Source organism: Ruegeria sp. AI3 (genome assembly GCF_056541245.1).
This window is the reverse complement of sequence record NZ_JBQFYA010000015.1, coordinates 49,008-70,317: the sequence shown is the minus strand read 5'-3', so window position 1 is coordinate 70,317 and position 21,310 is coordinate 49,008. Positions and strand designations below refer to the sequence as shown.

Genomic DNA, 21,310 nt, shown 5'->3' with positions numbered 1-21,310 from the left:
GGCGCAAGGAGACAGCGACATGACCAAGCCGCCATTGACTTTGTACCTGGCCGCGCCGCGCGGGTTCTGCGCGGGCGTGGACCGTGCCATCAAGATCGTCGAGATGGCGCTGCAGAAATGGGGCGCGCCGGTCTATGTCCGGCACGAGATCGTCCACAACAAATTCGTGGTCGACGGGCTGCGCGCCAAGGGGGCCGTGTTTGTCGAGGAACTGGATGAGTGTCCAGATGACCGGCCGGTGATCTTCTCGGCTCATGGGGTCCCCAAATCCGTACCTGCCACGGCCGCTCGTCGCGAGATGATGTATGTCGATGCCACCTGCCCTCTGGTCTCGAAGGTCCATGTCGAGGCGCAGCGCCACTCGGATAATGGCTTGCAGATGATAATGATCGGCCACAAAGGCCACCCCGAGACCATCGGTACCATGGGACAGCTGCCCGAAGGCGAGGTGCTGCTGGTCGAAACCGTCGAAGATGTCGGCACAGTTCAGGTCCGAGATCCGGATCAGCTGGCCTTTGTCACCCAGACCACCCTGTCGGTCGATGACACCAAGGATATCATCGCGGCGCTTGAAGAGCGGTTCCCCAAGATCGTCGGCCCGCACAAGGAAGACATCTGCTACGCCACAACAAACCGGCAAGAGGCCGTGAAAGCCGTAGCGCCGAAAGCGGATGCGCTGCTGGTGGTGGGCGCTCCGAACTCGTCCAACTCACGGCGATTGGTCGAGGTCGCCTCGCGCGCTGGATGCAACTATGCGCAGTTGGTGCAACGTGCCTCCGATATTGACTGGCGCGCGCTTGAGGGAATTTCGAGCATTGCCATCACTGCCGGAGCCTCAGCCCCTGAGGTACTGGTGAATGAAGTCATCGACGCGTTCAGCGATCACTACGACGTAACCGTCGACCTCGTGGAAACCGCTGTCGAAAACGTAGAATTCAAAGTCCCGCGCGTGTTGAGGCAACCGGCATGAACGGCGTCCCCAAATCCGCGCTCTATCTGGGGTTGGCGGGGCTGATCCCGTTCATTTGGGGGGCACTGACTTATCTGAATTCGGATCTGCACGATCTGGGCATGCGCGAACTAGGCTCTCGTTTCGTGGGGCCTTACATTCAGCTGTTCTATGGCTCGGTTATCCTGAGTTTCATGTCCGGTGTATTGTGGGGGTTTGCCACGAAGACCTCGGGCAGCAGGGCGACTGTGGGCTATACTCTGTCGGTCCTTCCCGCCCTTTGGGCGTTTTTCATGACAGGCGGCGGGCCGATCAGCACCGGCACCAATCTGATGATCGGCTTTGCCGGGCTTTTGGTGCTGGACGCCCTGTTCCGGTATTGGGGCCTCGCGCCACGCTGGTGGATGCGATTGCGTATCCTGCTGACGGCCATCGTGCTGCTGTGCCTGGCTGTCGGGGTATACCTATGAGCGATCGTGAGACGATCTCAGTCTATGACGAACAGGCCGCGCGCTATGCCGACCTGACCGATCAAGCCAACACCGAGGACCCGCAACTGACCCGGTTCATTCAGGCCGTCCCAACAGGTGGCAAGGTGCTGGATCTGGGCTGCGGCCCCGGTGCCTCATCAGTGATCATGGCGCAGGCGGGGCTAGAGGTTGAGGCCATGGATGCCTCGGCCGAGATGGTCCGGCTGGCCTCGGCGCACCCTGGCGTTTCCGCCCGCCAGGCGGCGTTCTCGGACCTGAAGGACGAGGATGTCTATGACGGCATCTGGGCCAATTTCAGCCTTCTACACGCCAAACGCGCGGATTTACCGAACCATCTGGCCGCCATTCACCGGGCGTTGAAACCCAAGGGCGTCTTCTATATCGCCATGAAGCTGGGACAGGGTGAAGGGCCGGATCGTTTGGGGCGGTTCTACAGCTATTATTCCGAGGAAGACTTGAAAACTTATCTGCAAAAGGCGGGCTTTACCGTCACCGCACGACGACTTGGCAGCGGCACCGGGCTGGATGGCTCAGTCTCGGACTGGATTGGGCTTGCCGCCCATGCCTGAGCTATTTGCCTATACCGACGGCGCCTGTTCCGGCAATCCCGGCCCCGGTGGCTGGGGCGTGCTGCTGCGCGCGATGCAGGGGGACTCGGTCCTGAAAGAACGGGAACTTAAGGGCGGTGAGGCTGAGACCACCAACAACCGGATGGAACTGCTGGCCGCGATCAGCGCGCTGGAGGCGCTGGAGCGCGCGTCCAAGATCACCGTTGTGACCGACAGCGCCTATGTGAAGAACGGCGTGACGGGATGGATTTTCGGGTGGAAACGGAACGGTTGGAAAACCTCGAACAAGAAACCCGTCAAAAATGTCGACCTTTGGCAGCGGTTGGACGAGGCGCAGGGTCGTCATGACGTGACATGGGAATGGGTCAAAGGCCATGCAGGCCATCCCGAAAACGAAAAAGCAGATGAGCTGGCCCGCGCGGGCATGGCTCCCTTCAAACCCGCAAAGGCGCAGGAGTGAGCGCGCTTGCCCTGCTGGATTACGCCTCGGTTCTGGTCTTCGCGCTGACCGGGGCGCTGGTGGCCAGCCGGGCGCAGCTTGATCTGGTCGGGTTTGCCTTTATCGCCTGCCTGACTGCGGTCGGAGGCGGCACCGTGCGGGACCTGCTGCTGGATCGCCATCCGGTCTTTTGGGTTGGCCAGCCGGACTACATCCTGATCGCGGTCGGGGCCGCCGTTCTTGTGTTCTTCACCGCGCATCTGGTCGAAAGCCGCTATAGCTGGCTGATCTGGCTGGACAGTTTCGCTTTGTCCATTGCCGTTGCTGCGGGAACCGGAGCAGCTCTTTCGCTGGATCAATCCGGCATCATCGTGGTGCTGATGGGCGTCACCACCGGATGTCTGGGCGGATTGATGCGCGATGTGGTCTGCAATGAGGTCCCTCTGGTCCTGAAACAGGGAGAGCTTTACGTCTCATGCGCGTTTGCCGGTGCGTTGACGGCGGTAGTCGCGACACGACTTGGTCTCGAGGGCCTGCCCGCGTTGGCGCTATGTGCCGCGATCTGCTGGGCCTTGCGCGCCGGATCGCTTACCTTTGGTTGGAGGCTTCCCGTCTACAAAGCCCGCCCGCCGCGCCAATAGGGCGTGTACCGCCCGAAACAAACCGAAGGCCCACTCGTGAAACCCGTCCTGTTCTTGTTCGCCGCCAGTGTGCTATGGCTCGCCTCTTGCGCGGAACCCTATAGCCCGACGCGATTCGTGGCCCAGGGCGATCAGATCGTCGTCACCGGAGCCATCGACCACACCACCCTTGGCGCCTTTCGTGCGGTGGCCGCCGACAACCCGCAGATCAAAACGCTTGTCCTGCAAAGCATCGAAGGATCGGTGGATGACGACGCCAACGTGATCTTCTCGCGCGAGGTGCGCAACCATGGTTTTGACACGGTGGTGCCGTCTGATGGCATGGTCGCCTCGGGCGGGACGGACCTGTTTCTGGCGGGCAACAGGCGCACCTTGCAGCCCGGCGCTTGCGTCGGCGTTCATAGCTGGGGCGGAGGGGGCATCATCGCTACCGAACTGCCCAAGGACGACCCCGAACACGACCGATATCTGGACTACTATGACTATATCGGCGTGTCCGAGGATTTCTATTGGTACACGCTAGAGGTCGCCTCGGAGGACGAAATGCACTGGATGACAGCCGCCGAGGCCAACAGCTACGACATGGCTACCACGCGCGCGACGCTTCTGGGGTCAGCCTCAACCTGCGATGCGCGCTGAAATCAGCGCGACAACAGCCGCGCGCCAATCTCTTTGACGAATTTCGCGGCAACCATTGCGGTCATTCCATAGGGGTCGCGATGGGGGTTCAGTTCGACAATATCCGCGCCGACCAACTGCCCCTCGAACCGATGGATCAGGTCGATCACCTCGCGTGTGCTGAGCCCACCAGGTTCGTGATGTGACACACCCGGTGCAAAGGCCGGGTCCAGCGCGTCGAGGTCCAGAGACAGGTAGACCGGCCCGTCAAAGCTGATCTCCAGATCGGGACGCCAATTGCGCATGTCGATCACCTCGACCCCGAACTTGTCCGCTTGCTCCTGTTGGTGCTTGTTCATGGTGCGGATACCGACCTGAACCAGACGTTTGACCTTGCCGGTCTCCATCACCCGCGCGAAAGGGCAGCCATGGCCCAGAGGGCCAATATCTTGCGTGTCATACAGGTCGGGATGCGAGTCGATATGCAGGATGTTCAGCCCCTCGTACCGCTCGGCATGGGCCTTGATCAGCGGGAACGCGACCGAGTGATCACCGCCCAGAGACAACAGCCGCGCGCCGGTTTCGATCCGTGCGGCGGCCCCGGCCTCGATCCGGTCGATTGGTTCATGCCCGCGCATCTCGAACACCTCCAGATCACCCGTATCCTTGAACCGGTCCGTGGCCCCCAGATCGGTGCCATCCTCGGCCGTCAGATTGGCCGCACCGGAATGCAACGCCTCGCGAATGCGCCCGGGTGCAAAGGCCGGACCCTGCAGAAATGAGGAATGCAAATCCAGTGGAACGCCCATCAGGGCAACATCACCGGCGTTCAGATCATAAGACATGGGTCACCTGCTTGAAAACTCGACTTGATCAGGCGGCGACCCAAGGGAAAGGTCAAGCCTTAACGGCGCTTTAAACTCTGCCATATCCAGATCACCAGCAACGCGCCCAGCACCGCCCCCACAAAACCGGACAACCAGCCGGAAACGGTGATCAGTGCACGCAACAGGAACCCGCCGACCAAGGCACCGACGATACCAATCAGCATGGTAGTGGGAATATCGGCCTCAATCCGCATCAGGCGGGTCGCGAGGAACCCTGCGGCGGCTCCGATCACTATCAGGGCGACGACAGGCATGTCATCGCCTCCAATGGGTCGGCACGATGATCAGCGCACCGATTGAGGATAGAACCGCGTCCAGCCCAGGCGGGCCAAAGCTAATGCCGAACATGATGCGGACGAAGTAGAACAGGAACGCGCCGCCGACACAGATAATGATGGATTGCAGGTAACCGTTATGGGTGAATTCCGTCTTCTCGGACAGGTAGCCGACAATCCCGGCAATCACGACGGTGCCCATCAGGACCATGAACATCTGTCTCTACTCCGACGTCAGGCGGGTGCCGACCGGGATGGGCCAACCCCGCAGAAAGGTTTCCCTATCCTGCGCGCCTTTGCCTGCCCGTTGCAAGCGCAACAGTTCAACCGCGCCCTGCCCGCAGGCGACATGCAATTCGGATGTCAGGACCTCTCCCGGAGTGCCCTGCCCCTGTGCCACGCGCGAAGCCAGCAGCTTGAGGCGCGCGCCCTCCATCTCGGTCCACGCGCCGGGAAAGGGCGACAGGCCCCGGATCTGGCGGTCGACCTCAACCGCGGTACGGGTCCAGTCGATCCGCGCCTCGGATTTGTCGATCTTCGAGGCGTAGGTGACACCCTCTTCGGGTTGTGGCTGGGGGGTGAGGTCCGGCAGCTGGGTCAAGGCTTCGGTGATCAACGCGCCCCCCATTGTCGAGAGCCGGTCGTGTAGCTGCGCGGTGGTCTCCTCGGCCTCGATCGGCGTGGCTTCACGCATCAGAACGGGGCCGGTGTCCAAACCCGCCTCCATCTGCAGGATGCAGATGCCGGTTTCCACGTCGCCCGACATGATCGCGCGATGGATCGGCGCGGCCCCGCGCCAGCGTGGTAACAGGCTCGCATGGATGTTCAGACAACCCTGTGCGGGTGCGTCCAGAATGGCTTGCGGAAGAAGCAGGCCGTAGGCGACGACTACCGCCACATCCGCGTTTAAGGCGGCAAACGCGGCCTGTTCTTCGGGCGATTTCAGCGAGACTGGGTGCCGGACCTCTAGCCCCAACGCCTCGGCGCGCGCATGCACGGGTGTCGGGCGGTCTTTCTTGCCCCGGCCAGCAGGGCGCGGGGGCTGGCAATAGACGGCGGCGATCTCATGCCCCGCATCGACCAGAGCGTCCAATACCGGGACCGAAAAATCGGGCGTGCCCATGAAAATTAGTCGCATCTTCCGCTCCGGTACGATTTCCGGGTGCCGGTCTGAAGCCCGACCTACCCCTGTTTTTTGGCTTTGCGCAGCAGCATGTCTCGTTTGACCTTGCTGAGGCGGTCGAAATACATCCGGCCGTTCAGATGGTCGATCTGGTGCTGCACGCTGGTGGCCTCGATCCCCACAAAATCGCGGCAGTCAATGATGCCCTGTTCGTTCAGGAATTTGACGGTCACGGCCCGAGGGCGCTTTACCTTGGCCGACACGCCCGGCAGATTCGGGCTGGCCTCATCATGTTCGCGCAACTCGATCGAGCTGTGCAGGATTTCCGGGTTCGCCAGTCGTACCACCCGACCGCGCTCGGTCGAGCCATCGACAACGGCCAGACGCAGCATCACCCCGATCTGAGGCGCGGCCAAACCTACACCGGGCATCGCCTCCATCGTGTCGATCATATCGTCCCATATGGCCCGGATCTCATCGGTGATCTCAGACACATCCTCGGCCTTGGTCCGCAGGCGTTTGTCCGGCCATGGCAGGCAGGTGCGGACACTCATGTGCGGGCCTTCTCGCGCTTGAGCTTTTGCATCTTGCGCGTGATCATCTGCCGTTTTAGCGGCTTGAGGTAGTCGATGAACAGCTTGCCATCCAAGTGGTCGATCTCATGCTGCACGCAGGTGGCCCAGAGCCCATCAAAACTCTCCTGCTGCGCGCTACCATTCTGGTCCATCCAGGCCACGTCGACGGTTTTAGGCCGCGTAACCTCGGCATATTGATCCGGGATCGACAGGCAACCTTCCTCGTAGACATTGGTCTCATCCGACGAGGCGATGATTTCGGGGTTGAACATGACCAGCGGACGAGGAGCCTCGCCTTCTTCCTTGACGCAATCGAGAACGATCAGGCGATCCAGCACTCCGATCTGCGGCGCGGCCAGACCAATGCCAGGCGCATCATACATGGTCTCCAACATGTCATCGGCCAGCTTGCGCAGATCATCTGTCAGATCAGCAACCGGGGCGCAGACCTTTTTCAGGCGAGGATCGGGATGGATCAAAATAGTGCGTTTCATGAGGCTGATTTAGGGCATCCCGCCCGTCGCCGCAACGCCCCCCTTGCACCCGTCCGATTTGTAGTTAGCTTTCGCCTCGACAGATGGAGCAGACATGACTTTCAATACCCCAACCGACCGCCGCGGAACCCACAGTTCAAAATGGGACAAGATGGAGCAACTCTACGGCGTATCCCCCGATGATGGGCTGGCGATGTGGACGGCAGATTCCGACTATCAGACCGCGCCGTGCGTGATTGATGCGGTGCGCCGTGCAGCCGAACATGGGGTCTTTGGCTATTCGTGGAAACACCCTGAATACTTGGCTTCGGTTCAGTGGTGGATGCAAACCCGCCATGACTGGCAAATCGACACCGATTGGGTGCTGACCTCGCAAGGTTTGGGCAATGCAATCGCCCTCTGTCTGGATGTCTGGAGCGAACCGGGCGATGGCGCTGTGATCTTCACGCCCGTTTACCATGAGTTTGCCCATAAGGTTAACAAATCCGGACGCCGTGTGGTGGAATGCCCGCTGGTGCGCGACGGCGACAGCTACGCGATTGATCTGGACGACGCGCAATCGCGTCTGGATGGGTCAGAAAAGCTGCTGCTGTGGTGTTCGCCGCAAAACCCGTCGGGCCGGGTTTGGACGACTGAGGAGCTGCGCTCGGTGGCTGAATTCGCGGGGCGCAACGGGCTGATTCTGGTCTCGGATGAGATCCATCATGATCTGGTTTACCCGGGGGCGAAGTTTGTCCCGATGGATGTCGCAGCACCTGAGGCACGACCTTGGACTGTGACTCTTACGGCGGCGTCGAAGACCTTCAATATTGCGGGACAGCGCACCGGCAACATGATCATCCCCGACCCGAAGCTGCGCGCGGCGATGCGCCACCGGCTGGATACGTTGGACTATGAACCTAGCGCCTTGGGCGTGGCCATGATCACCGCCGCCTACACGCCCGAAGGGGCGGAATGGGTGGATGCTCAGGTCGCGCATCTGGATAAAAACCGCCAGCTGTTTGACGCCACGATCGCCGAGATTCCCGGCCTTTGGTCGATGCCCCTGCAGGCGACCTATCTGGCCTGGGTCGATTTCTCGGGCACCGGGATGAACCATGATGAGTTCGTTCGACGCCTGCGCAAAGATGCGCGGATCGCGACCTCGTCAGGCCCCGGATTTGGTTCGGGCGGCGAGACTTTCGAACGCTTCAATCTTGCCACCCAACGCGCCCGCGTCGAAGTGGCCTGCGCGCGGCTGAAACAGGCGTTCGGGGATCTGCAATAGCGGATGCGCCTGCTGGCCCGGATCACGCTGGTCTTTCTGATCGCGGCCCTTGGCTGGATCGGCTGGCAGAGATACGGGCCGCGCCCTCCCGCGCCTGCCATGGCGCCTGACGCGGCACAGATCGACCACATTCTGATCGAAAAATCTGCCCGTCGTCTGACCGCAACCTTGGATGGCGCCATCGTACTGCAAACCGAGATTGCGTTGGGGTTCGCACCGGAAGGAGATAAGGAGCAGGAAGGCGACGGTAGGACGCCCGTCGGAGTGTTCACCATCGACCGGCGCAATCCGAACAGTGCGTTCCACCTGTCACTTGGGATCGACTACCCGCAACCCGAAGACATCGCCCGCGCACAGCAGCAGGACATAGACCCCGGCGGCGATATCTTCATTCACGGGCAACCAAATGGCGTTGTCGGCCTCACCCTGCCCGGAGACTGGACGCTGGGCTGTATCGCTTTGTCCAATGAAAAGATGGCCCAGCTTTGGAGCCTGACTCCGACCGGAACAACCGTCGAAATTCGACCCTAGATCGCTTTCCGTTTGATTTGAGCCGAAACACGCGGCCCCTCCCTGCGGTCGAACGCGCCTTTCGATAAACTGCCCTTAGGGAAAGCGCTTCAGTCCTCGTACCCCAGCAGGGCAATGGGAGCATCCGGTGCGCGGTAGAAATCCAGCGGTGCCTTGTCGGAAGCCGCCGTGTTGCGCTTGAACTCATAGCGCATTTCGCCTGCCTCTTCCTCGTCCGCGACGATCAGGCATTGATACAAATGGTTCGCACCGTCATGGATATCGACCAACCCGCGCAAACGCGGCGTGGTTTCAGCCTCGACTGTAAATCCATTCTTCCACAATCTAAGAATTTTGAAGTAATTGTCGCCCATTTCCACCCGCAAACGGCTGGTCTTTTTCAAAGTGGCGATTCGCGCAGCCTCCAACTCAGCGCTCATTTCCTTGGAAACATAGGTACTCATCAAATTTCCCCCCTTCGATATCTCTTATTGTGGAGGCAAAACTGTAAAAATCCAGTGAAGCCGACCACATACCAACACAGCGCACGCAGATGTTGCGCGCGCATCTCAGGCTGGTGTTGTGCGCAGGTGCAGGCTGCATGCGCGCGGGCTGTCATAGGAAGGCCGGGTACTGCGCCCTATCTTTGCCGAAACGCAGATACGGAGGACGCGAGATGGGCCTGTTGGTCGACGGAACCTGGCACGACACCTGGTATGACACCAAATCCACCGGCGGCGCATTCAAGCGCAGCGCCGCTCAATTCCGCAATTGGCTGACGGCTGATGGCAGCGCTGGCGCGTCCGGCAAAGGTGGCTTCAAGGCCGAACCGGGGCGCTATCACCTCTATGTCAGTCACGCCTGTCCTTGGGCCCATCGCACACTGATCTTTCGGGAACTCAAAGGGCTGACCGATCTGATCTCAGTCTCGGTGGTGCATCCAGACATGCTGGACAAGGGCTGGAGTTTTGAAACCGACGATCACGGCGCGACCGGAGATGATCTGTATGGTCTGGACTATGCTCATCAAATCTACACCAAGGCCGACCCCGCCTATTCCGGCCGGGTTACGGTGCCGATCCTGTGGGACAAACAGCAGGAGACGATCGTCTCGAACGAAAGCTCGGAAATCATCCGCATGTTCAACTCGGTCTTCAACGAGATCACGGGCAACCGAGATGACTACTGGCCCGAGGAAATGCGCGACGAGATCGAAGAGGTCAACGCGCGGATCTATTCGGACGTCAATAATGGTGTCTACAAATCCGGCTTTGCCACCTCGCAAGAGGCATATGACGCCGCCATCCGTCCCCTGTTCGACACGTTGGACTGGCTCGAGGATCGTCTGGCCCGGAACCGCTACCTGATGGGCGACCGCGTGACCGAGGCCGATTGGCGTCTGTTCACCACACTGATCCGGTTCGATCCGGTCTATCACCTGCACTTCAAGTGCAACAAACGACGGCTGATCGACTATCCTAACCTCTGGGCCTATACGCGTGAGCTATATCAATGGCCCGGCGTCGCGCAGACCGTGAACATGAACCATATCGTGCGGCACTATCACTACAGTCACGACAGCATCAATCCGCACCGGATCATCCCGGTGAACCCGACGCTTGACTATCTTGAACCGCACGGACGGGATCAGCGCCCCGCTGCGTAATGCTCTACCATCGCCGCCAGATCCTCGGGCGGGGTGCCGCTTTGCACATAGGCACAGGCATTGGGACTGTGGGCAAAGATCGACCCGTCCGAGAAGAAGGTGGTGTTGGTGACAAAAATCACCCGCGCCTCGGGGCGACGGTAGCTGGCGAAATCGGCAACGGCCAGCGCGCTGCCGGTTTCCAGAACCAGATCCAGCACGATAATCTCGAACTCAGAGCCATAGAGCGCCAGTATCGCGGCCTCTTGCCCAGCCACAAGCGTCACCTCGGCACCTTGCCGTTCAAGATGCCTTTTCCAGACCCGACCCAGATCGGGGTTACTCTCAACAATCAAAACTTTCATACTACAACCTCGGCACTTGGTGTGGTGAGTGGTGCCGACCCCCAAGACCCGTGATCACGTCATTTCCTTAACAAAGTGTTAACTCCGCCTGCTGACGGCCCTGATCACGCGGATTTGCTTGTCAAAACGGCGAAAATCCGCTTGAAGCGGGGCGAATACGACATTTGGGGCATGCGTTGGGATGAACGATACCGAATTGAATCCTCGTGCGAAACGCGACCATGGTGGCGGTCTGGATGGGGCCATCGCGCAATATGGCGGCGCGCGCAGCGATTGGATCGACCTGTCCACCGGCATCAACCCGCATCCCTACCCGATTGCAGGGCTGCACCCCTCGGATTGGACCGAACTGCCCGATCATGGCGCGTTCGAGCGCCTCAGCACAGCCGCCCGCCAGTTCTGGAATGTCCCGGCGGAGGCGGCGATCCTGCCCGCGCCCGGAGCTTCGGCCCTGATCGCGCGCATTCCCGCACTGGCGACGCAAGGCCGGGTCCAGATCACGATGCCCACCTATAACGAACACGCCGCCGCCTTTCGGGCTCAAGGCTGGTCGGTGCAGGAAACCGGCCCTGCTGATGCGCGCGTAATCGTACACCCGAACAACCCGGATGGCCGGGTGTGGCGAGCCAACGACGCCACCGCGCCTTTGACCATCATTGACGAAAGCTTTTGCGACGTGATGCCCGGTGCCTCGTTGATCCATCTGGCCGGACAGCCCGGCGTGATCGTGCTGAAGAGCTTCGGCAAATTCTGGGGGCTGGCCGGGATGCGCCTGGGCTTTGCTATCGGTGCGCCGGACCTGATTGCCCGCCTGAACGACTTGACCGGCCCGTGGGCTGTCTCGGGTCCTGCGCTGCGGGTCGGAACACAAGCCCTGCAGGACTCGGATTGGGCAAGCAAGACTCGCGTGCGTCTGGAGGACGAGGCCACCCGGCTGGACGCCCTGGTTATTGATAAAGGCGCGCGGCTGGTCGGAGGCACAAGCCTGTTCCGCCTCTACGAGGTCGATGATGCAGTCCTCTGGCAAGACCGGTTGGCACAGGCTCATATCTGGAGCCGCATCTTCCCCTACTCCCAACGCTATCTGCGCCTTGGCCTCCCTCCTGCACACGGGTGGGATCGGCTGGAGGCCGCGCTGTGAGCATCCCCTTTCTGTTGGTCTGCGCCATGTGTCTGGACGCGGCATTGGGCGAGCCGGACTGGCTCTGGTGCCGCATCCGGCACCCTGCGGTGGTGATCGGCAATGCCATAGGATGGCTGGACAATCGGCTGAACCGCGGTGCGGCACGGCGCGCCAAGGGCGTCTGCACGCTGATCCTGCTGGTCGTGGCAGCCTATGGTGTCGGCTGGGTGCTGGCGCAGTTTGGCGGAGTGATCGAAATTCTAGTCTGCGCAATCCTGCTAGCGCAGAAATCTCTGGTGACCCATGTCCGCGCCGTCGGCGACGGGCTACGCGTCTCGCTCGCTGACGGGCGGGCGCAGGTGGCTATGATCGTCTCGCGCGACACAAGCGACATGACCGAAGAACAAGTTGCCCGGTCCGCAATCGAAAGCGCGGCAGAGAACCTCAGCGACGGCGTTATCGCGCCCGCTTTCTGGTTTCTGGTGGCGGGCCTGCCCGGGTTGCTGGTCTACAAGGCCGTGAATACCGCTGACAGCATGATCGGCTACCGCACCCAGAAACACCGCGACTTTGGATGGGCCTCGGCCCGGTTCGACGACCTGCTGAACCTGATCCCTGCGCGCCTGACCTGCCTGATGATCGTGGCGCTGTCAGGTCAATGGGCACGTTGGAACGATATCCTGCAGGATGCCCGCCGCCATATCTCGCCCAATGCAGGCTGGCCCGAGGCCGCCATGGCCCGCGCGCTCGACGTCGCACTGGCCGGGCCGCGCAGCTATGACGGACAGTTGCGCGACCTGGCCTGGGTCAATGGCGATGCGCGCCGTCAGATCGGCGCGGCAGAGGTTTTCCGCGCAAGCGACATGCTCTGGCGTGTCTGGGGGCTTGCGCTTGGCCTCGTCTCAGTGTGGGTTGGGATCAACGTGATCTTCTAAAGGACGCCCCATGCGCTTTCTGTCCGGCCTCTTCGCCGCCGCCCTGATGACCTCGCCCGCCTTTGCGCAATGTGGCGGAGGGTTCAATTCCTTCGTCAAAGGGCTGAAGGCCGAGGCCGTTCAACAAGGGTTCGACAAGCCGACTGTCGACGCCTTCTTCAAGGGCGTCCAGCAGGACAACGCCGTTCTGAAAGCCGACCGCGCGCAAGGGGTGTTCCAGAAACCCTTCATCGACTTTTCGCGCCGCCTGATCTCGGCCAACCGGATCGACCGCGGCAAGGCCATGTCCCAGAAATACGACGCGGTGTTCGACCGGATCGAGCGCGAATATGGCATCTCACGCGGGGTCCTGCTGGCCTTCTGGGCGTTCGAGACCGATTACGGCGCGTTTCAGGGCGATTTCAACACCCGCAATGCGCTGGTCACGCTGGCCCATGACTGCCGCCGCCCCGAGTTGTTCCGACCCCAGATCTTCGCGGCCATCGAGCTGTACAGTCAGGGCAATTTCGACCCCGCCCGCACCACGGGCGCCTGGGCCGGAGAAATCGGCATGGTCCAGATGCTGCCCCGAGACATTCTGGAAAACGGCGTGGATGGGGATGGGGACGGCAAGGTCTCACTAAAAACCTCGGCCCCGGATGCGCTGATGTCGGGGGGCAAGATGCTGTCGCATCTGGGCTGGCAACCGGGCCAGCCTTGGTTGCAGGAGGTGACAGTGCCCGCGCAGATGGATTGGTCGCTGTCCGGGCCGGGCAAACCTCGTGCAGTGTCTGACTGGCAGGCAATGGGTGTGCAGGCCCGTAGCGGCTCGCTGGCCAACCTGCCTGCCTCGCTGATCCTACCGCAGGGGCACAAAGGGCCGGCTTTTCTAGCCTATCCGAATTTCGACGTCTATTTCGAATGGAACCAGAGCTTTGTTTATGTCCTTACGGCGGCCTATTTCGGCACAAGGCTAGAAGGCGCGCAGATCTATGACGCGGGCAATCCCGCAGCAGGCCTGAACGGCGCGCAGATGAAGCAATTGCAGAGCAAGCTGCAAACGCGCGGCTATGACGTGGGCAAAATCGACGGCATTCTGGGCGCGGGCACTCGGGCCGCAGTACAGGCGGAACAGGCGCGATTGGGCCTGCCTGCGGATGCCTGGCCTACGGTTGACTTACTGAACAGACTTTAGACGGAGTGGCACCCCTGCTGGCTGACCAGAACGTCAGCCGGGGCGCATGATTGGCCATTTTCCACCGGTCCGATTTTGTCCCGAAGCCCGTTCGGGGTATGATTTCCTTATCCATTGCGAAGGAGTTCATTAATGAATATTGAAATACTTCAGCCCCAACCCTTCGACATCGTCGGCCAGACAATCATGATCGCAGGCAACGCCGTTGGCTTTGAAGGCCATCTTTCGATCTCGGTCACCGAAGGTCATGTGGAATTCAATGGAGCCGCGACGGCTGGGGCAATTGCGCTTCGCCAGTTTCAGGCCACGCTGGAAGTCCCTGACAATCCGAATTTCCAACTCGACCGTCTGATCCTGACGGTCAAGGACGACAGCGCCGGTGGGGAGGGCGGGATTCCGACCGTCCATGTTCCGATCTTTTACGGTCCGCGCATTCTGCCGGGATATGTCGGGTATCGGAACTACACCGTCGCGCCCGGAGATACGCTGACGGCGATCTCTGTATCGCAATACGGCAATGCCGGACAGGTGTCGGTGATCCAACGGGCAAACGCGCATTTTATCAGCGACCCTGATGTAATATTCCCCGGTCAGGAGTTGAGGATTCCGATCGTCTAATCGCGCGTGAGTAGCGGCAGATTACTATTGCGCTTCGGGTCTAACTGGATACCGATCACCCTTTTGATCGATCAGAATCAACCGATCGCCGCTGCGCACATAGAGGTCACACCGGCTGAACCCGTTGCGATAGGCGATACAAACGCTGCCATCCGCGGCGAAGCTGTAGGTGCCAAAGGCGGACTCTCCGCTGGCGTAAGTGTAGGAGTAGGCACCGCCCGCCGAGAATGCAGCCTTGCCGTCATCGTAGAAGGTCAGTGTTCGGCCCGCCAAGGCGTCGAGTTCATCCGGCGACAACGGCACATCTCCGGGTTTGGTGGGCCAGTCGACGGCCCAGACCGGACCGGCAGTAAACAGAAATGGGATCAGAAAACGCATCATACGGCCAGACTACCCTGCCCCGCCGCCAAACCGTCATAACGTTGCGGTGAGCGGTCAGGCGACCATCTGCTCGGCTTTTTTCAGGTCGACCGAGACCAGTTGGCTCACGCCTTGTTCCTGCATCGTGACGCCGAACAGCCGGTCCATCCGCGCCATGGTCACCGCGTGGTGGGTGATAATCAGGAACCGTGTGTCGGTCTGGCGGCACATCTCGTCCAGCAGGTCGCAGAAGCGGGTGACGTTGGCATCGTCCAGCGGTGCGTCGACCTCATCCAGCACGCAGATGGGGGCAGGATTGGCGAGGAAAACGCCAAAGATCAGCGCGGTCGCGGTCAGGGTCTGTTCCCCGCCCGACAACAGGCTCAGGGTCGAGAGCTTTTTGCCCGGCGGCTGGCACATGATCTCGAGCCCGGCATCCAGCGGGTCATCGCTTTCGACCATGACCAGATTGGCCTCGCCGCCGCCAAACAGGTGCTTGAACAGCATGGCGAAGTTCGAATTCACCTGTTCAAACGCAGTCAGCAGACGCTCGCGCCCTTCGCGGTTGAGGCTGGCAATACCGCTGCGCAAGGCCTTGATCGCCTCTTCCAGATCGGCCTTTTCACCGTTCAGAGTGTCGAACTCTTCCTTAACCTCTTTGCTGTCCTCTTCGGCCCGCAGGTTCACCGCACCCATCGCGTCGCGCTGGCGTTTGTGGCGGTTGACCTCTGCCTCAAGCGCGTCGGCGGCGGGCATCTGATCCGGGTTCACGTCCAACTGGTTCAGCAATTGGTTCGGGGTCAGCTGCTGATCTTCGGCAATCCGCTCGGCCGCTGCTGCGACGCTTTCCTTCGCCGCATCACAGCGCGCCTCAGCTGCCGCACGGGTTTCGCGCGCTTCTGAGGCCACGCGTTCTGCGTCACGCTCGGCCATGACAACCTCCCGCTGCTGGGTTTCGGCCTCGGCAAGCTTATCGGCGGCCTCAGCCCGGCGGGCTTCGGCGGCTTCGATCATCTCGTTCAGCTCTTCCCGTGCCTCGGCGATCTCGGCGGGCGCAGCCATGGCCTCGGAGAGTTCCTCCTCGGACCCCTCCTTTCGGTCGGCCAGTTCGGAAATCCGCTTTTCGGCGGTCTCCAACCGGTGCTTCCACCCGCTGAGGTCTTTCGTCACCTCCTGGCTGCGACGTGTCCGAACCTCACCTTCGCGGCGCAACTCATCATGGGTCGAGCGGTGGGTCAGCATTGTGATCCGCGCGGCTTCGACCGTTTGCTTGATGTCTTCAACCTGCGCGCGGGCACTGTCGAGGTCGCCCAGTTCGGTCAGCGCGGCTTCGGCCTCACGCAATTGCGCGCGGGCAGACATGGCGTCATCTTTGTGGCGATCCACAGACAGGGTCAGAGTTTCCAGCTTGCCCTGCGCCAGATTGCGATCCGCCTCGGCGCGCGACAAGGCGCGGGCGGCTTCGGCCATGCGCTGATCGGCCCCGCGGCGCGCCTCACGCGCGCGGCGGTCTGCTTCGGTGACATCGGCCAATTGCTGCGACAGGGCCTCATGCGCTGCGCGGGCCCCTTCGGCCTGCGCCTCGGTGCGGGCGAGTTCCTGTTTCAAAGCTTCCAGCTTGTTCAACTGCTCCAACCGCAAGGCAGCTGCGCTGGGTGCATCTTCGGCCCAGGCGCGGAATCCGTCCCAGCGCCACAGATCACCGGATCGCGACACCAGCCGCTGACCCGGTTTCAAGGACGTCTGCAACCGCGCGCCAAGCTCTGCATCAACCAAGCCGATTTGCGCGATCCGGCGGCTGAGGCGATCCGGCCCCGAGACATGCAGCGCCAAAGGTTCGGCCCCTTCCGGCAGAGGCTGATCCGCGTCGTAGCCCGCGACCTGCACCCAACCTGATGGCTCATCGCCCTCAACCAAGGGCGCGCGCAGATCGTCGGCCAAAGCCGCCCCAAGCGCCTTTTCAAAGCCCGGTGCGACGCGCAGAAGGTCCAGCACCTGCCCACCTTCGGCAGTGTCCCGTTCGACCAGTTTGGCCAGCGCGGTGGTTTCGGCCCGTATAGCCCCCAACTCACCCTCGGCCTCGGACCGTTGGGCCCGGGCCTCAGCCTCGCGCGCCTGCGTCTCGGTCCGCATCTCATCTGCGGCAGCCAGCGCTTCCTCGGCCGCTTCGGCAGCTTCACGAGCCTCTTCTTCACCCTCTTGCGCCGCCTCAAAAGCGTCATCCGCGCGCGTCAGGGCAGACTTGGCATCGTCCACCGCCAGCCGCGCTTTCTGCTCTTCGCCCTCGGACCGAGCTAGGGTCTTGCGGCTGTCCTCAACCAAGCGCTGCGCCGACTGGTGGCGCGCGACCAGGCGGGCCATATCCTCGGTCTGTTGAGACAGGTGGTCTTCGCGTTCCTGCAGGATCGAGGCCGCTTCGCGCGCCACCTCAGCTGCCTCGGCAACCTTTTCATCATGACCTTCCGCAGCCTTGATCAGCTCGCGGGCTTCCCATTCGAGGCGCTCAATCATTTCGCCTGCATCGCGGTTCAGGCCCGTTTCGCGTTCGATATCGTTGCCGAGTTGCTGGATGCGGTTGGTCAGCGTCTCAATGGTCTGGCGCGCGCGGGTTTCCTGATCCGAGAGTTGATCGCGCTGTACCTGCTGGCGTTGCAGGACGGCGGCGGCGATGGCCTCTTCTTCGCGAAGGGGCGGTAAGGTTTCCTCAATCTCCGCGCGTTTGGCAGCGGCCTCTCGAGCAGCGGCTTCAGCGCGTGAAGCCTCTGTGATCCGGTCGCGCAGCTTGTCTTCGGCAACCTGGCGGGCGATATCGGCCTCTTTCCATCGCCGATAAAGCAGCATCCCCTCGGCCTGCCGCAGCTGTTCTCCGATCTCGCGGTAGCGCGCGGCCTGACGCGCCTGACGCGCCAATTGCGCAAGTTGGCCGCCCAACTGTTCCAACACATCATCGACACGGGTCAGGTTGGCCTCAGTGCCTTTCAACTTCAACTCGGCCTCATGCCGCCGCTGATAGAGGCCTGAGATCCCGGCAGCCTCTTCCAGAATGCGGCGTCGGGCGCGGGGTTTGGCGTTGATCAGCTCGGCAATGCGGTTCTGACCCACCAGTGCCGGCGAGTGCGCCCCGGTCGAGGCATCGGCGAACAGCATCTGCACATCGCGGGCGCGCACGTCCTTGCCATTGGTCTTGTAGGCGCTGCCGACATCGCGGGTAATGCGGCGGATGATCTCCAACTGGTCGCTGTCATTGAAGCCCGAAGGCGCCAGACGTTCCGAGTTGTCCATGGTTAGGACCACTTCGGCAAAGTTGCGCGCAGGTCGCGTAGCCGCCCCGGCGAAAATCACATCCTCCATCGCGCCGCCACGCATGGATTTGGGACGGTTTTCGCCCATCACCCAGCGCAGAGCTTCAAGAAGGTTGGATTTGCCGCAGCCATTGGGACCCACCACACCGGTCAACCCGTCCGCAATGATCAGATCGGTCGGATCAACAAAGCTTTTGAAGCCGGTCAGTTTGAGTTTGCTAAAGCGCAAAGGCCGCCTGTCCCATGATTCCTAATACAGGGAAGTCTGCGCAACGGATTGGGGCCGAGTCAACGGATATGCGCAGGATATGGGCGATGGACCCGAGTTATCCACAACATCTTGGCAGTTTCACGCGCAATGCGACGCGCGCTAATAGGGCGTACACTCAAAGACCTGATAGTCGGAACTGCCGGAATAACCGTAGTTGACGCATTCATAGGGCCGCAAAAGCAGCGCACCAAAGATCAGCTTTTCCCCAAGTTCCTGATCACAGCCCAACACGCCCACCGTCACCGCCGCATCCCCCAACACATCCATCAACGGACAGCCCGAGACCTGCGCCATGGCTAGCGCCGCCCGGTCGCGAACCGGCCCCAGCCGCGGCGCGTATTGAGAGTTCACTCGCACCGCCTCGGCCAATGGGCCGCGCACACGCACGTCAAAGACACTACCATTCACTGCAACCCGCGTCGCAGGCATATCACGGAAATGAGGCGAGCCACCCGAACAGGCAGCCAGCAGCAGGACAGGAAGCAAGCGCATCATGCTGCCGTTCTAACGGCGATATGGTTAACGAAGCCTTACTGACCGCCAGCACGCAGCACCTGCCCAAGGCGCCGAATGCCCTCGCGGATGGTGTCCTCATCGGAGTTTGAGAAACTCAGCCGAAGGGTGTTTTCACCACTGCCATCCGGGAAAAACGCCTGACCGGGAACAAAGGCCACTTTGACCGTGTCCAGAGCTCGGGCCAAAAGCGCAGCACCGCTGGTCCCGGCGGGCAGCGTCAGCCACACGAACATCCCACCCTCGGGTTTGGTCCAGGAGACACCGTCGGGCATATGGGCCTGCAACGCCGTCAACATGGCATCGCGGCGCGCGCGATAGGTCTGCCTCACTTTTGGGATATGGCTTTCGAAACAGGCCTGCGCCACCTGATGCACAGCCATCTGGTTGATCGTGGCCGAATGGAGATCCGCCGCCTGCTTCATCAGAACCAGCTGCGAGATGATAGGTTTGGCCGCCACAACCCAACCAACCCGCAACCCCGGCGACAGGGTTTTCGAGAAGCTGCCGCAATAGATCGTCCGACAGCCCTCAATCGACCCCTTCCGCGCTTGCTCCAGCGCCAGAATCGGAGGGATTGGCGCACCGTCATAGCGCAGCGCCTGATAGGCCCCATCTTCGATAACCACGCAGTCCAGATCCTCGGCCAGATCCAGCAGTGCCTCGCGCCCACGCAGATCGACAGTTTCACCCGTGGGATTGGAAAAGTCCGGCGAGAGATACGCGAATTTGACCCGTCCCTCGCCTGCGGCCTTTCGATATTCCTCGGCCCCTTGATTGCCGGGAATGCTGAGCTGGTCGAAACGCGGCTCATAGGCATTGAACGCGGAGATTGCACCCAGATAGGTCGGCCAGCCGACCAAGGCGGTATCGCCGGGAGACAAGAACAGCTTGCCCAAATAGTCCAGCGCCTGCTGCGAGCCCGAAGTGATCAGGATGTTGTCCATGTCACACGCGACTCCGATTGAGGCCATATGGTCGACCAACCATTCGCGCAGCGGAGCATATCCTTCGCTCACCGAATATTGCAGCGCTTGCGCCTGCCGGTCCGGACCAAGAGCTGCCTGAAAGGCCTGCGCAAACGCGTCCGCCGGAAACAGGGCAGGATCGGGGATACCACCGGCGAATGAGATGATATCTGGCTGATCCAGGAGTTTCAGCAACTCCCTGATCTCGGATGCCTTCATGTTCTGCGTCCGAGTGGCGAATAGCGGATGTGTGGTCATTGGGCTCCTCCGATCTCAATGCGCGCAGCCTATGCGGACGCCAAATAAAGTCAATAATATTGACCTAATGTTTCACACGATGTGAGGCCCTGTTCTTGAACCTGCACGCGCCCTGTGGTCATATGTTTTGACCAATTTCGGACGACCCTATGCCCTTTCAGAAAATTCAGACCGAGAAGCTATCGATTGCAGTGGTCCGGCAGATCGAGCTGCTGATCCTGCGTGGCATCCTGCGCCCCGGCGAGAGATTGCCGTCAGAACGAGAACTGGCCGAGAGGATGGGAGTCTCTCGCCCATCCCTCCGCGACGCCATCGCCGAATTGCAGGAGCAGGGCCTGCTGACCGCGAAAGCCGGGTCAGGAATCTACGTAGCCGAGGTGCTCGGGTCCGCCTTTTCGCCAGCGCTGATCCGATTGTTTGGCAGCCATGAAGAGGCAGTGTTCGACTACCTCTCTTTCCGCCGCGACCTCGAGGGGCTGGCCGCCGAGCGTGCCGCGCGTCTGGGATCGACAAGTGATCTGAAAGTCGTTCAGGCGATCTTTGACCGGATGGAGGCCGCCCATGACCGCAACGCCACCCAAGATGAGGCGCAACTGGACGCGGACTTCCACATGGCCATCATCGAGGCCAGCCACAATGTAATCATGCTGCATATGATGCGGTCAATGTATGACCTGCTGCGTCAGGGCGTGTTCTACAATCGCCAGATGATGTTCCAGCAACGCGCAACCCGCGAAGCCATCCTCGACCAACACCGAGCGATCAATCAGGCACTGCAACAGCGCGATCCTTTCAAGGCAAAGCAAGCTGTTGAAAAACACTTGAGTTTTGTCGAAACGTGTCTCTTCGAGCAACAAACCTCGAAACGAAATGACGAAATCGCAAAGCAAAGACTTCAACATCTACCGATGATGTGGCCCGATTGATGTAGGTTTACCAA

The 21,310-nt window shown here is 61.1% G+C and carries 26 protein-coding genes; 14 read left to right on the top strand and 12 right to left on the bottom strand.

Going from position 1 to position 21,310, the window contains the following annotated elements:
* The first annotated feature begins 19 nt into the window (after positions 1-19).
* From ispH to ACRZ95_RS19750, 6 genes are read left to right on the top strand one after another with little or no spacing between them, the layout of a single operon-like run.
* On the top strand, positions 20-970 hold the full coding sequence (gene ispH, locus ACRZ95_RS19775; RefSeq protein WP_170681259.1) for a 4-hydroxy-3-methylbut-2-enyl diphosphate reductase: 951 nt from the start codon (positions 20-22) through the stop codon (positions 968-970).
* Complete coding sequence (locus tag ACRZ95_RS19770; RefSeq protein WP_170681261.1) at positions 967-1,419, top strand: DUF3429 domain-containing protein; 453 nt, start codon at positions 967-969, stop codon at positions 1,417-1,419. Before ispH ends, ACRZ95_RS19770 begins: the two co-directional genes overlap by 4 nt.
* A complete protein-coding gene (locus ACRZ95_RS19765) occupies positions 1,416-2,009 on the top strand; it encodes a class I SAM-dependent methyltransferase (RefSeq protein ID WP_170681262.1) in 594 nt (197 codons plus the stop codon). Before ACRZ95_RS19770 ends, ACRZ95_RS19765 begins: the two co-directional genes overlap by 4 nt.
* Positions 2,002-2,469, top strand: coding sequence for a ribonuclease HI (rnhA, locus tag ACRZ95_RS19760; RefSeq protein WP_170380455.1), 468 nt, complete (start codon positions 2,002-2,004; stop codon positions 2,467-2,469). The genes ACRZ95_RS19765 and rnhA overlap by 8 nt, the downstream gene beginning before the upstream one ends.
* The gene (locus tag ACRZ95_RS19755; RefSeq protein WP_170681264.1) at positions 2,466-3,089 is read left to right on the top strand and encodes a trimeric intracellular cation channel family protein; all 624 of its coding nucleotides are present in this window, start codon (positions 2,466-2,468) and stop codon (positions 3,087-3,089) included. Before rnhA ends, ACRZ95_RS19755 begins: the two co-directional genes overlap by 4 nt.
* A gap of 36 nt (positions 3,090-3,125) precedes the next feature.
* Complete coding sequence (locus ACRZ95_RS19750) at positions 3,126-3,728, top strand: COG3904 family protein (RefSeq protein WP_480555454.1); 603 nt, start codon at positions 3,126-3,128, stop codon at positions 3,726-3,728.
* 2 nt (positions 3,729-3,730) lie between these two features.
* Here the strand turns inward: ACRZ95_RS19750 and speB are convergent, their stop codons facing one another.
* Genes speB through def (ACRZ95_RS19720) form a run of 6 tightly spaced genes read right to left on the bottom strand, consistent with a single transcriptional unit; the run spans position 3,731 to position 7,061 of the window.
* Positions 3,731-4,552, bottom strand: coding sequence for an agmatinase (gene speB / locus ACRZ95_RS19745; RefSeq protein ID WP_170681266.1), 822 nt, complete (start codon positions 4,550-4,552; stop codon positions 3,731-3,733).
* 59 nt (positions 4,553-4,611) lie between these two features.
* A complete protein-coding gene (locus tag ACRZ95_RS19740) occupies positions 4,612-4,848 on the bottom strand; it encodes a GlsB/YeaQ/YmgE family stress response membrane protein (protein ID WP_170380459.1) in 237 nt (78 codons plus the stop codon).
* A gap of 1 nt (position 4,849) precedes the next feature.
* Positions 4,850-5,086, bottom strand: a complete 237-nt coding sequence (locus ACRZ95_RS19735) for a hypothetical protein (RefSeq protein WP_170380460.1) — start codon at positions 5,084-5,086, stop codon at positions 4,850-4,852.
* A 6-nt stretch (positions 5,087-5,092) separates the two neighbouring features.
* Positions 5,093-6,007, bottom strand: coding sequence for a methionyl-tRNA formyltransferase (fmt, locus tag ACRZ95_RS19730; RefSeq protein ID WP_170681268.1), 915 nt, complete (start codon positions 6,005-6,007; stop codon positions 5,093-5,095).
* Positions 6,008-6,051: 44 nt separating this feature from the next.
* Positions 6,052-6,546 (bottom strand): peptide deformylase, encoded by a 495-nt coding sequence (gene def / locus ACRZ95_RS19725; protein WP_170681270.1) that lies wholly within the window; start codon positions 6,544-6,546, stop codon positions 6,052-6,054.
* Positions 6,543-7,061, bottom strand: a complete 519-nt coding sequence (def, locus tag ACRZ95_RS19720) for a peptide deformylase (protein ID WP_170681272.1) — start codon at positions 7,059-7,061, stop codon at positions 6,543-6,545. The genes def (ACRZ95_RS19725) and def (ACRZ95_RS19720) overlap by 4 nt, the downstream gene beginning before the upstream one ends.
* A gap of 94 nt (positions 7,062-7,155) precedes the next feature.
* On the opposite strand from def (ACRZ95_RS19720), the gene ACRZ95_RS19715 reads away from it, so the two are divergent.
* Positions 7,156-8,328 carry a PatB family C-S lyase gene (locus tag ACRZ95_RS19715; RefSeq protein WP_170681274.1) on the top strand — a complete coding sequence of 391 codons (1,173 nt, stop codon included), beginning with the start codon at positions 7,156-7,158 and terminating at the stop codon, positions 8,326-8,328.
* Between the two features lie 3 nt (positions 8,329-8,331).
* Positions 8,332-8,859 carry a L,D-transpeptidase family protein gene (locus tag ACRZ95_RS19710; protein WP_170681276.1) on the top strand — a complete coding sequence of 176 codons (528 nt, stop codon included), beginning with the start codon at positions 8,332-8,334 and terminating at the stop codon, positions 8,857-8,859.
* An 89-nt stretch (positions 8,860-8,948) separates the two neighbouring features.
* Here the strand turns inward: ACRZ95_RS19710 and ACRZ95_RS19705 are convergent, their stop codons facing one another.
* Positions 8,949-9,302: a hypothetical protein gene (locus ACRZ95_RS19705; protein ID WP_170494124.1), complete on the bottom strand. Its 354-nt coding sequence runs from the start codon at positions 9,300-9,302 to the stop codon at positions 8,949-8,951.
* A 212-nt stretch (positions 9,303-9,514) separates the two neighbouring features.
* Here ACRZ95_RS19705 and ACRZ95_RS19700 point away from each other — a divergent pair, with 212 nt between their 5' ends.
* A complete protein-coding gene (locus tag ACRZ95_RS19700; protein WP_170681278.1) occupies positions 9,515-10,504 on the top strand; it encodes a glutathione S-transferase family protein in 990 nt (329 codons plus the stop codon).
* On the opposite strand, the gene ACRZ95_RS19695 is transcribed toward ACRZ95_RS19700, so the two are convergent.
* On the bottom strand, positions 10,486-10,848 hold the full coding sequence (locus ACRZ95_RS19695) for a response regulator transcription factor (protein ID WP_170556374.1): 363 nt from the start codon (positions 10,846-10,848) through the stop codon (positions 10,486-10,488). The two genes, ACRZ95_RS19700 and ACRZ95_RS19695, sit on opposite strands and share 19 nt — an antisense overlap.
* Before the next feature lie 181 nt (positions 10,849-11,029).
* Between ACRZ95_RS19695 and cobD the strand changes: the two genes are divergently transcribed.
* The 4 genes from cobD (at position 11,030) to ACRZ95_RS19675 (ending at position 14,698) form a co-directional block, all read left to right on the top strand.
* Positions 11,030-11,989 carry a threonine-phosphate decarboxylase CobD gene (gene cobD / locus ACRZ95_RS19690; protein WP_170681280.1) on the top strand — a complete coding sequence of 320 codons (960 nt, stop codon included), beginning with the start codon at positions 11,030-11,032 and terminating at the stop codon, positions 11,987-11,989.
* Positions 11,986-12,906: an adenosylcobinamide-phosphate synthase CbiB gene (gene cbiB / locus ACRZ95_RS19685; protein ID WP_170681282.1), complete on the top strand. Its 921-nt coding sequence runs from the start codon at positions 11,986-11,988 to the stop codon at positions 12,904-12,906. Before cobD ends, cbiB begins: the two co-directional genes overlap by 4 nt.
* A gap of 10 nt (positions 12,907-12,916) precedes the next feature.
* Positions 12,917-14,080 carry a lytic murein transglycosylase gene (locus tag ACRZ95_RS19680; protein ID WP_170681284.1) on the top strand — a complete coding sequence of 388 codons (1,164 nt, stop codon included), beginning with the start codon at positions 12,917-12,919 and terminating at the stop codon, positions 14,078-14,080.
* Positions 14,081-14,212: 132 nt separating this feature from the next.
* Positions 14,213-14,698: a LysM peptidoglycan-binding domain-containing protein gene (locus tag ACRZ95_RS19675; protein ID WP_170681286.1), complete on the top strand. Its 486-nt coding sequence runs from the start codon at positions 14,213-14,215 to the stop codon at positions 14,696-14,698.
* 24 nt (positions 14,699-14,722) lie between these two features.
* Here ACRZ95_RS19675 and ACRZ95_RS19670 read toward each other — a convergent pair whose 3' ends face one another.
* The 4 genes from ACRZ95_RS19670 to ACRZ95_RS19655 form a co-directional block, all read right to left on the bottom strand.
* Positions 14,723-15,079, bottom strand: coding sequence for a hypothetical protein (locus ACRZ95_RS19670; RefSeq protein ID WP_170668012.1), 357 nt, complete (start codon positions 15,077-15,079; stop codon positions 14,723-14,725).
* Between the two features lie 54 nt (positions 15,080-15,133).
* A complete protein-coding gene (locus tag ACRZ95_RS19665) occupies positions 15,134-18,589 on the bottom strand; it encodes an AAA family ATPase (protein WP_170681288.1) in 3,456 nt (1,151 codons plus the stop codon).
* 141 nt (positions 18,590-18,730) lie between these two features.
* Positions 18,731-19,126, bottom strand: a complete 396-nt coding sequence (locus ACRZ95_RS19660; RefSeq protein ID WP_170681290.1) for a hypothetical protein — start codon at positions 19,124-19,126, stop codon at positions 18,731-18,733.
* A gap of 35 nt (positions 19,127-19,161) precedes the next feature.
* The gene (locus tag ACRZ95_RS19655) at positions 19,162-20,370 is read right to left on the bottom strand and encodes an aminotransferase-like domain-containing protein (protein WP_170681292.1); all 1,209 of its coding nucleotides are present in this window, start codon (positions 20,368-20,370) and stop codon (positions 19,162-19,164) included.
* A gap of 149 nt (positions 20,371-20,519) precedes the next feature.
* On the opposite strand from ACRZ95_RS19655, the gene ACRZ95_RS19650 reads away from it, so the two are divergent.
* A complete protein-coding gene (locus ACRZ95_RS19650) occupies positions 20,520-21,296 on the top strand; it encodes an FCD domain-containing protein (RefSeq protein WP_170556365.1) in 777 nt (258 codons plus the stop codon).
* The last annotated feature ends 14 nt before the right edge of the window (positions 21,297-21,310 follow it).

What these genes read in the sequence shown, in the direction of transcription:
- speB (WP_170681266.1), bottom strand. Translation starts at nt 4,552, where the DNA reads ATGTCTTATGATCTGAACGCCGGTGATGTTGCCCTGATGGGCGTTCCA.
- ACRZ95_RS19715 (WP_170681274.1), top strand. Translation starts at nt 7,156, where the DNA reads ATGACTTTCAATACCCCAACCGACCGCCGCGGAACCCACAGTTCAAAA.
- ACRZ95_RS19700 (WP_170681278.1), top strand. Translation starts at nt 9,515, where the DNA reads ATGGGCCTGTTGGTCGACGGAACCTGGCACGACACCTGGTATGACACC.
- ACRZ95_RS19650 (WP_170556365.1), top strand. Translation starts at nt 20,520, where the DNA reads ATGCCCTTTCAGAAAATTCAGACCGAGAAGCTATCGATTGCAGTGGTC.
- ACRZ95_RS19735 (WP_170380460.1), bottom strand. Translation starts at nt 5,086, where the DNA reads ATGTTCATGGTCCTGATGGGCACCGTCGTGATTGCCGGGATTGTCGGC.
- def (WP_170681272.1), bottom strand. Translation starts at nt 7,061, where the DNA reads ATGAAACGCACTATTTTGATCCATCCCGATCCTCGCCTGAAAAAGGTC.
- ACRZ95_RS19740 (WP_170380459.1), bottom strand. Translation starts at nt 4,848, where the DNA reads ATGCCTGTCGTCGCCCTGATAGTGATCGGAGCCGCCGCAGGGTTCCTC.
- ACRZ95_RS19705 (WP_170494124.1), bottom strand. Translation starts at nt 9,302, where the DNA reads ATGAGTACCTATGTTTCCAAGGAAATGAGCGCTGAGTTGGAGGCTGCG.
- fmt (WP_170681268.1), bottom strand. Translation starts at nt 6,007, where the DNA reads ATGCGACTAATTTTCATGGGCACGCCCGATTTTTCGGTCCCGGTATTG.
- ACRZ95_RS19655 (WP_170681292.1), bottom strand. Translation starts at nt 20,370, where the DNA reads ATGACCACACATCCGCTATTCGCCACTCGGACGCAGAACATGAAGGCA.
- ACRZ95_RS19695 (WP_170556374.1), bottom strand. Translation starts at nt 10,848, where the DNA reads ATGAAAGTTTTGATTGTTGAGAGTAACCCCGATCTGGGTCGGGTCTGG.
- ACRZ95_RS19680 (WP_170681284.1), top strand. Translation starts at nt 12,917, where the DNA reads ATGCGCTTTCTGTCCGGCCTCTTCGCCGCCGCCCTGATGACCTCGCCC.
- cobD (WP_170681280.1), top strand. Translation starts at nt 11,030, where the DNA reads ATGAACGATACCGAATTGAATCCTCGTGCGAAACGCGACCATGGTGGC.
- ispH (WP_170681259.1), top strand. Translation starts at nt 20, where the DNA reads ATGACCAAGCCGCCATTGACTTTGTACCTGGCCGCGCCGCGCGGGTTC.
- ACRZ95_RS19660 (WP_170681290.1), bottom strand. Translation starts at nt 19,126, where the DNA reads ATGATGCGCTTGCTTCCTGTCCTGCTGCTGGCTGCCTGTTCGGGTGGC.
- def (WP_170681270.1), bottom strand. Translation starts at nt 6,546, where the DNA reads ATGAGTGTCCGCACCTGCCTGCCATGGCCGGACAAACGCCTGCGGACC.
- rnhA (WP_170380455.1), top strand. Translation starts at nt 2,002, where the DNA reads ATGCCTGAGCTATTTGCCTATACCGACGGCGCCTGTTCCGGCAATCCC.
- ACRZ95_RS19670 (WP_170668012.1), bottom strand. Translation starts at nt 15,079, where the DNA reads ATGATGCGTTTTCTGATCCCATTTCTGTTTACTGCCGGTCCGGTCTGG.
- ACRZ95_RS19710 (WP_170681276.1), top strand. Translation starts at nt 8,332, where the DNA reads ATGCGCCTGCTGGCCCGGATCACGCTGGTCTTTCTGATCGCGGCCCTT.
- ACRZ95_RS19675 (WP_170681286.1), top strand. Translation starts at nt 14,213, where the DNA reads ATGAATATTGAAATACTTCAGCCCCAACCCTTCGACATCGTCGGCCAG.
- ACRZ95_RS19765 (WP_170681262.1), top strand. Translation starts at nt 1,416, where the DNA reads ATGAGCGATCGTGAGACGATCTCAGTCTATGACGAACAGGCCGCGCGC.
- ACRZ95_RS19770 (WP_170681261.1), top strand. Translation starts at nt 967, where the DNA reads ATGAACGGCGTCCCCAAATCCGCGCTCTATCTGGGGTTGGCGGGGCTG.